Source organism: Lacrimispora struthionigena (assembly GCF_048627165.1).
Taxonomy (GTDB): domain Bacteria; phylum Bacillota; class Clostridia; order Lachnospirales; family Lachnospiraceae; genus Lacrimispora.
In genome coordinates, this window is sequence record NZ_JBMBWP010000002.1 from 1,874,877 (window position 1) to 1,882,500 (window position 7,624).

The 7,624-nt window shown below is 46.0% G+C and carries 3 protein-coding genes, 8 tRNA genes and 1 rRNA gene (1 of these 12 running past the window's edge); all 12 read right to left on the reverse strand.

Annotated elements, in window-relative coordinates; all coding sequences use genetic code 11:
* Positions 1-27 precede the first annotated feature (27 nt).
* Complete coding sequence (locus tag ACOAOT_RS17805; protein ID WP_420218213.1) at positions 28-1,962, reverse strand: peptide ABC transporter substrate-binding protein; 1,935 nt, start codon at positions 1,960-1,962, stop codon at positions 28-30.
* Positions 1,963-2,025: 63 nt separating this feature from the next.
* On the reverse strand, positions 2,026-3,114 hold the full coding sequence (locus ACOAOT_RS17810; RefSeq protein WP_420218214.1) for a dipeptide epimerase: 1,089 nt from the start codon (positions 3,112-3,114) through the stop codon (positions 2,026-2,028).
* A 38-nt stretch (positions 3,115-3,152) separates the two neighbouring features.
* Positions 3,153-3,944: a serine hydrolase gene (locus ACOAOT_RS17815; RefSeq protein ID WP_420218216.1), complete on the reverse strand. Its 792-nt coding sequence runs from the start codon at positions 3,942-3,944 to the stop codon at positions 3,153-3,155.
* A gap of 226 nt (positions 3,945-4,170) precedes the next feature.
* A tRNA-Arg gene (locus ACOAOT_RS17820) sits at positions 4,171-4,244 on the reverse strand.
* A gap of 28 nt (positions 4,245-4,272) precedes the next feature.
* Positions 4,273-4,358 (reverse strand) — tRNA-Leu (locus ACOAOT_RS17825).
* 23 nt (positions 4,359-4,381) lie between these two features.
* A tRNA-Val gene (locus ACOAOT_RS17830) sits at positions 4,382-4,454 on the reverse strand.
* A gap of 70 nt (positions 4,455-4,524) precedes the next feature.
* A tRNA-Asp gene (locus ACOAOT_RS17835) sits at positions 4,525-4,598 on the reverse strand.
* A 29-nt stretch (positions 4,599-4,627) separates the two neighbouring features.
* A tRNA-Ile gene (locus ACOAOT_RS17840) sits at positions 4,628-4,701 on the reverse strand.
* Positions 4,702-4,740: 39 nt separating this feature from the next.
* Positions 4,741-4,813 (reverse strand) — tRNA-Thr (locus ACOAOT_RS17845).
* Positions 4,814-4,819: 6 nt separating this feature from the next.
* Positions 4,820-4,891 (reverse strand) — tRNA-Glu (locus tag ACOAOT_RS17850).
* A 4-nt stretch (positions 4,892-4,895) separates the two neighbouring features.
* A tRNA-Asn gene (locus tag ACOAOT_RS17855) sits at positions 4,896-4,968 on the reverse strand.
* A 93-nt stretch (positions 4,969-5,061) separates the two neighbouring features.
* Positions 5,062-7,624, reverse strand: a 23S ribosomal RNA gene (locus ACOAOT_RS17860) (it continues 329 nt past the right edge of the window).

A 7,624-nucleotide genomic window follows, 5' to 3' on the forward strand; every position in this document is an offset into this window, starting at 1 on the left:
CTGTGATCCGGCGTTTTTTCTTACCGTTTATTTTTCATTTGCTTCCCGGTTCGCCTTAAACTCATCCATAGAAATGAAATGATCCTTTAAATGCTGCCCTTTATACCGAAGATTAGATACTCCAAACGGCGCATACTGCCCTTCAAATACATCCAGTTTACTTGCCACATACTTGCTGACAGAAATGCTGTAAGGAATCACAAATGCGTGACCCACAAGACTTGCCTCAGCCTTGGCAAAAGCTTCATACCTGGCATTAATATCTGTTTTCATATCCTTAGCCTGATCCACAAGAGTAAAGTATTCTAAAGCTGCTTCAGCAGAAGGAGTTCCGTCTTCAATTGCCTTTGCTATATTTCCATACTTATAGCCAAGATCATATCCGCTTTCTCCCTTTTTCTGATAGAACGGATCTGTCCAGGTTTCCGGATCAGCATAATCTGCGCCCCAGTTACATTTCATAAATGCAAATTTACCGCTTCTGCGTACTTCTGTTAAAAATCCATCTGCAGGACCTGCTTCCACAACAATATCAATAAAATCAGAGCCAAGAAGGCTTTCCATCTGCTGTTCCACTACCTGACATTCTTTATCCCAGTTTACTTCAGACGGATTGTATGGCATCAATACCTTAACAGGGAATGTGACTCCTGATGCTTCCAGCTCCTTCTTTGCCAGATCTCTGTATTCCTTTGCTTTTGTCTCATCAAAGGTCTGGGTTAAGTTTGCCATATCCCCTACCTTGGTATAATCCTCACCCTGTGCATTAAAGGTAAAGTTTGGCGGTGTAATAGAGTTGATTACAAAATCATCTGGAGTAGCGGACTCTAACACTGCAACTTCCTTGGACTTATTAAGTGCTGATGATAAAGCCTTACGGAAGTTTTCATTATTCACTGCCTTTTTCCAGTTATCCGGTTCATACTGAGCATCAAACTGGGGATTAAAGTTAAAGCAGTAGAAATAAGAGTAGCTTGTTCTGGGTCTCTCTCTGCTGATTAAATTCTTTGTATCCTCATTATTTTTCCAATCATCCAGAATATCAGAAGAAAGTTCTGCATAATCCACCTCGCCCCGTTTTACCATCTCAGGTCCGATTGTATTGTATTCTGCATTGTAAATTTCCTGAATTTCATCAATATAAACCAGAGCCGCATCGTAATTTAACAGATTTTTCTTCATAACATGCTTTTCCTGAGGAGAGAATTCTTCCAGATAGTAAGCACCATTATAATACATCTTGTCTGCGCCAGTTCCAAAGTCCTTACCAAGCTCCTCAAGCTGAGGTCCATAGGCTGGCATATAAACTACATAAGCCAGAGAAGACAGGAAATAAGGAACTTCCTTCTCAAGGGTATAAGTAAGAGTATGTTCATCTAAAGCCTTAACACCAACCGTTGAAAATTCAACCGGCTGCCATACTTTCCCATCTTTATCTGCACCACCATTGTAAACCAGCCCGTTATAATAATTTTCGGCATTGGCTATGATGCCAAATAAATTCTGTACATTGGAACTTTCATATTCCGGAGTCAGCTCATACTTCATGGCATCCACAAAATCCTGGGCTGTCACAGCGCCAACTTCTTTGCCCGTGTTATCAACCCATTTTGCATCTCTAAGCTTAAAAGTCCAGGTAAGAGTGGCATCATCATAACTCCATTCTGTAGCCAGGCCGGGTTTAATCTGTCCCTTATTGTCATATTCTACCAGAGTATCAATTACATTTGCGCCAATTTTATAATCATTTTCCGTAGATGAGGTGAGGTAATTAAGAGTTGTTGCTTCTGCTCCATAAAGCTTTTTATAAACGGCTGGCTCCCCGCTTCCTTCGGTCTTTGCTCCGCCCTGGGCACTTCCTGTACTGCTCTCAGAAGTTTTTTTACCTCCGCATCCGCTGAGTACAGTTGCCGTTGCAAGAACTGCACAGAGAATACCGGCTGCTAATCTTTTTTTCTTCATAATTTTCCTCCATTTTTTCTTATTTCTAAACCCGTCAGGGATTAGTGTCTTCGTTTGTATGTTTCATTTCTCCCCAAAAACAGGTACCTTACAGATTCCCAGTCCCGGCTCGGAATTCATTAAAATTCTGGATCCCATAAAAGCTGGACCTCCGCTATATGGATCCTCACTGCACAGAGAGGGCCCGTCTAAATCCGCTCTGGTAATAACTCCTTTTGCAGCTGCCAGATGGGCGGCAGCGCTGACTGCAATCTTACTTTCCAGCATACATCCAATCATACACTCCACTTCGTAGCATTCTGCTATGGCACAGACTTTTAAAGCCTCGTATATCCCCCCGGTCTTCATCAGCTTAATATTAATTAAATCTGCAGCACGCTCTTTTATGATATGTATGGCATCCATGGCTGAAAAAACGCTTTCATCTGCCAGAATCGGAGTTTGTACCTGACTTGTAATAAGCTTCATCCCTTCAAAATCATGGGCGCTCACCGGCTGTTCCACCAGATCCATATCCATTCCCATGTCCTCCAGTTTTCTTATAATCCTGACTGCATCTTTTGCAGACCACCCCTGGTTCGCATCAATCCGAAGCTTAATCCCCGGCCCCACTGCCTGGCGGATGGCCTTAATCCGTTCCACATCCTTTTGTCCTTCTTTGCCGACTTTGATCTTTAGTATTCTAAATCCCTGCTGGATAGCAAGCAGACTGTCTTTGACCATCTCCTCTGTCTCATTGACACTGATGGTCAAATCTGTCTCTATTTCCCCCTTGCTGCCCCCAAGAACCTGATAGAGAGGCTTCCCACAGGATTTTGCGAACAGATCGTATACAGCCATATCCACTGCTGCCTTAGCCGAAGTATTCTTTACCATGGATTTATGAAGTACTTTCATAATCCCATCAAGATTTTCAATCTCCATACCAATTAATGGAGGTGCAATAAACTCCTCAATGGCGCAGCGGATGGAGCCTTTCGTCTCTCCCGTAATTACAGCCGTAGGAGGAGCCTCACCGTACCCTCTCTGCCCGTCATCGGCCGTAATTCTGACTACAATATCATTAACAGAATCTACGGTTCTGAGAGCTGTTTTAAATGGAGTTACAAGAGGAATATTCACTTCTGCCGTTTCAATTTTCGCTATTTTCATTCTGATTTCCTTCCTATAATCCTGTCTGTGGTTTTGTTTTAATTCAGTACCGCTGCCCGATTTGCTTTTTCATATAATTTTAACGACAGTTCCCCCATAATCCGCTCAAACCCAGGAGTATCCGTCTCATTCCCGCAAAAACAAACAAGAAACGGCGTTTTTCCATATACGATTCCCACATCATGAGTAATTCCACGATCCTCACCTGTTTTATGGGCTATCTCCGGCTCCTCTGCAAGTGCCTGTAAATAGAATGGAATCTTACTGCAAAGCTGCTGATTTTTTAGAATTGATATCATCTGCCTGCTTGCCCCTTCGCTGACCAACTCTCCCCGGTACATCATCGTAAGCAGCCTGCCTGTCTCAGATGCAGTTATGTAATTTTGAATCCCCTTACTGGACTTTTCTGTATCATACATTTTTCTGTTAAGACAGGTTTTTTCAAATCCAAGAGACTTAATATATTGATTGATCTCGTCCATCCCCAGTAATTCAATGAGCACATTGGTGGCTGTATTATCACTAAATATAATCATCAGAGTGACCAGATCCAATGCAGTGACACAGATCCCCTCATGAAGGTAGGTGAGAGCTCCGCAGGATGGAACCCAATCCTTTTTGTATATGGGCAGCGAGAAATCCTGCCTCAGTTTTCCTGTTTCAAACTGATTAAATGCTGCCGCCATGACATACAGCTTTATCACGCTGGCTGCCATAAGTGACTGATCTTCCCTATATCCAACCCGCTCTCCTGTTTCCAGATTTTCATAAAGAAAGCTGATTTTACCAGGAACCTGATCTAATATTTTGATTATCTCATCCCTTTTCATGTCTCAAAACTCCAGTCTTTTAGAATCATTTATATAAAAAAAGAGGCACTGCACCCATTGTTGCCAGCTACCTCGTTGCACCTGATTCAGATTTTTTTATTAAATTTTCTTATATCATTTACTATTTAGTATAATAAATTCTGGAAAAAAAGCAAGCAATAATTATTATTTATGGAAAAGTAAACCAAAAAAGCATCTACACTTTCGTGTAAATGCTTTTTCTCTACGTGCGTGAGAAGATTCGAACTCCCGACACCTTGGTCCGTAGCCAAGTGCTCTATCCAGCTGAGCTACACACACATATTCAATTGGCTGCCTTCTCAGGCAATGCCGGCGACCGGAATCGAACCGGTACGGGCGATTAAGCCCGCAGGATTTTAAGTCCTGTGCGTCTGCCAGTTCCGCCACGCCGGCATTCTCATGATTTCTCATGGAAATGGGACCTATAGGGCTCGAACCTATGACCCTCTGCTTGTAAGGCAGATGCTCTCCCAGCTGAGCTAAGATCCCATAAACGATACAGTAAGCATTATACAACTTACCTGCTGGTTTGTAAAGCCTGTATTTTTAAAATACAGAACGACCCGGATGGGATTCGAACCCACGACCTCCGCCGTGACAGGGCGGCGCTCTAACCAGCTGAGCCACCGGGCCAGATTATCAAATATTTAGTTCAGTGCTAGTGGACCTTCGGGGACTCGAACCCGGGACCGACCGGTTATGAGCCGGTTGCTCTAACCAACTGAGCTAAAGGTCCTAAACATAATAATCTGATAGATATATTTAGTAAAGTGAAAGCCGATGATCGGACTCGAACCGATAACCTGCTGATTACAAATCAGCTGCTCTGCCAATTGAGCCACATCGGCATTCAATGACCCCAACGAGATTCGAACTCGTGTTACCGCCGTGAAAGGGCGATGTCTTAACCGCTTGACCATGGGGCCAAAGCTCCCCGAGTAGGACTTGAACCTACGACCCAACGGTTAACAGCCGTTTGCTCTACCAACTGAGCTATCGAGGAATATTGCATTACTGCAATCCTTGGGGCATATACCCTCAAAACCACACATTGTTATATATCTTTCATCCGTTCTTTCCTCTTACCTAAACCAACCTGGTTAAGCCCTCGACCTATTAGTGACAGTCAGCTACACATGTTACCATGCTTCCACCTCTGCCCTATCTACCTCGTCGTCTTCAAGGGGTCTTACTCTTGCGATGGGATATCTCATCTTGAGGGGGGCTTCACGCTTAGATGCCTTCAGCGTTTATCCCTTCCCGACTTGGCTACTCTGCCATGGTGTTGATCACCAACAGATACACCAGAGGTCAGTCCATCCCGGTCCTCTCGTACTAAGGACAGCTCCTCTCAAATATCCTACGCCCACGCCGGATAGGGACCGAACTGTCTCACGACGTTCTGAACCCAGCTCGCGTACCGCTTTAATGGGCGAACAGCCCAACCCTTGGGACCTACTACAGCCCCAGGATGCGATGAGCCGACATCGAGGTGCCAAACCACTCCGTCGATGTGAACTCTTGGGAGTGATAAGCCTGTTATCCCCAGGGTAGCTTTTATCCGTTGAGCGATGGCAATCCCACTTTATACCACCGGATCACTAAGTCCTAGTTTCCTACCTGCTCCACCCGTCGGTGTCGCAGTCAAGCTCCCTTATGCCTTTGCACTCTTCGAATGGTTTCCGACCATTCTGAGGGAACCTTTGAGCGCCTCCGATACTCTTTCGGAGGCGACCGCCCCAGTCAAACTCCCCGCCTGACATTGTCCCCCAGCCAGGTTATGGCTGCAGGTTAGAAATCCAATACCGCAAGGGTGGTATCCCAACATCGGCTCTGATAAGACTGGCGTCCTATCTTCATTGCCTCCCACCTATCCTGTACATGCAGCACCGAATCCCAGTATCAAGCTGGAGTAAAGCTCCATGGGGTCTTTCCGTCCTGGCGCAGGTAACCAGCATCTTCACTGGTATTTCAATTTCACCGGGTGCATTGTCGAGACAGCGCTCAAATCATTACGCCTTTCGTGCGGGTCGGAACTTACCCGACAAGGAATTTCGCTACCTTAGGACCGTTATAGTTACGGCCGCCGTTTACTGGGGCTTAAATTCAGAGCTTCGCGTTGCCGCTAACCCCTCCTCGTAACCTTCCAGCACCGGGCAGGCGTCAGCCCATATACCTCACCTTTCGGTTTTGCATAGACCTGTGTTTTTGCTAAACAGTTGCTTGAGCCTATTCTCTGCGGCCTGATTTCTCAGGCACCCCTTATCCCGAAGTTACGGGGTCATTTTGCCGAGTTCCTTAACAATGCTTCTCCCGCCGGCCTTAGGATTCTCTCCTCATCCACCTGTGTCGGTTTACGGTACGGGCACATATTACACAATAGCGGCTTTTCTTGACAGCCCCTACAGAGACTTCCCTACTTTTGTTCGGTACGCATCACACCTTCCTGTTGCTAAGCGGATTTTCCATCTTAGCCAGTCCAATGCTTGCCCCGGTCTTTTCATTCCCGGGTTCTCTCTCGGTTCTGTGTCCCCACAGTTCTGATAATATGCGGTACAGGAATTTCAACCTGTTGTCCATCGACTACGTCTTTCGACCTCGCCTTAGGTCCCGACTTACCCAGAGCAGATCAGCTTTACTCTGGAAACCTTAGATATTCGGCCTGGAAGATTCTCACTTCCATCTCGCTACTCATTCCGGCATTCTCTCTTCTTAACGCTCCACATCTCCTTACGGTAATGCTTCTGCGCATTAAGAATGCTCCTCTACCAATGTATCATACGATACATTCCACAGCTTCGGTGTCGTGTTTTAGCCCCGGACATTTTCGGCGCAAGACCTCTCGACTAGTGAGCTATTACGCACTCTTTGAATGTGTGGCTGCTTCTAAGCCAACATCCTAGTTGTCTCTGAAATCTCACATCCTTTTCCACTTAACACGCACTTTGGGACCTTAGCTGGTGGTCTGGGCTCTTTCCCTTTTGACTGCCCAACTTATCTCGTGCAGTCTGACTCCCGTACATCATCTGACCGGCATTCGGAGTTTGATATTCTTTGGTAAGCTTTGACGCCCCCTAGGAAATTCAGTGCTCTACCTCCGGCAGACTAATACGAGGCTAGCCCTAAAGCTATTTCGAGGAGAACCAGCTATCTCCGGGTTCGATTGGAATTTCTCCCCTACCCACACCTCATCGCCACCCTTTTCAACGGATGTGCGTTCGGTCCTCCACCGCCTTTTACGGCAGCTTCAACCTGGACATGGGTAGATCACCCGGTTTCGGGTCTACCTTTACTGACTTAACGCCCTATTAAGACTTGGTTTCCCTTCGGCTCCGCACATTCAGTGCTTAACCTTGCCAGTAACGGTAACTCGCCGGACCGTTCTACAAAAAGTACGCGGTTCCACTTTAAACGTGGTTCCACAGCTTGTAAACACAAGGTTTCAGGTTCTCTTTCACTCCCCTCCCGGGGTCCTTTTCACCTTTCCTTCACAGTACTATGCGCTATCGGTCACTAAGTAGTATTTAGCCTTGGGGGGTGGTCCCCCCGAATTCCCACAAGGTTTCTCGTGTCTCGTGGTACTTTGGATCCTGCTCGCTGACTATTGCTTTCCCATACAAGGCTTTCACTTTCTATGGCCGGTCTTTCCAGGACCGTTC